We start from the raw sequence: 1,109 nt of genomic DNA, 5'->3' as shown, positions 1-1,109 counted from the left end.
CAGCGATGACCGCGTCTCTGTCATCCAGGACCTCGGCATTGCCGAAGCGAATGATCTTGAAGCCGTGGCGCTCGATTTCCTCGGTCCGCGCGGCATCGTAATCGGCTTCCCAGCGATGCTGGCGGCCGTCGATCTCGACGATCAGCTTTCGGTCGATGCAGATGAAATCGACGGTGTAACCGAGCAGGGGAACCTGCCGACGGAACTTCAGCCCGTCGAGCTGGCGGTTGCGCAGCAGAGACCAGAGGATGTCCTCCGGCTCGGTGGAGTGTTGCCGGAGCTTTCGAGCGAATTGACGCTGTTCGGTTGTCATCGCGGCGGATGTTGGACGCGCTCGCCTCGGCGATCAACGGCGGCCCCTCACCTCTGCCCCTCTCACTGATCTCGGGCTTGCCCGAGATCAGCGCTTTGAGTGTCGAAGTAGGCAATAGCCGAGTTCGATGCGGGAGAGGGGTTCCCCGCGGATAACCGCTTCCGCCGCGAAAACTTATCCCCGCCCTCCCACACCGCGCCTATCCTCACCCCACCTCGTCCCCGAGGGGCAGCCATCCGGAGGTATGCCGTTGGCGGGGCGGGGGCGGCGCCTGCGGGTGGGGTTACGACCCACTCCCGGGAGGCTTCGGGGCACCGCCCTGGGGACATTACGATCCCTGTGCGAGGAGCTCGCTGGAAGGCTCGGCCGGTGACGGACTGCTTAAGCGAAGGCGCGACGACCCGATGAGGGGAACTGGCGTCCGGACACGCAGCTCCCGACTGGCCCAGCCGTATAAGCGCGGCCCGGAGACTGAAGAACGCCGGCAAGCGGAGCGCCACGGGGCGTGCGGATGGTGGCTCAATCCATCCGCGCCGCATCCTGGCTCAATGGAAGCGGCCTCTACCCACCGCGCCTCGCGGCGCTCCGCTGCCCCTCATCGAAAGCCGCCGCGCTCCGGCGCGGGCGGGGCCCCGGCGCGTTCTGCCGTCATGCTCGGGCTTGTCCCGCGCATCCACGTCTTGAACACGGCCGGCGGCCAGCGAAGACGTGGATGGTCGCCACAAGGGCGACCGTGACGAAGGAGAGCGCGACGACGGCCGCTCAATCCCCCGTCATCGCCATCTCTGTATCAAGT

General features: G+C 66.7%; 1 protein-coding gene. It reads right to left on the bottom strand.

Annotated elements, in window-relative coordinates; all coding sequences use genetic code 11:
- The coding region (locus ACIPIA_RS16810; protein WP_400511121.1) for an endonuclease domain-containing protein at positions 1-313 on the bottom strand (313 nt) is incomplete at its 3' end.
- Between the last annotated feature and the right edge of the window lie 796 nt (positions 314-1,109).

Origin of the sequence: Allobosea sp. CER48 (genome assembly GCF_044752385.1) — a bacterium.
Taxonomy (GTDB): Bacteria; Pseudomonadota; Alphaproteobacteria; order Rhizobiales; family Beijerinckiaceae; genus Allobosea.
The sequence above is the reverse complement of the archived record's forward strand: the minus strand, read 5'-3'. Positions and strand labels throughout refer to the sequence as shown.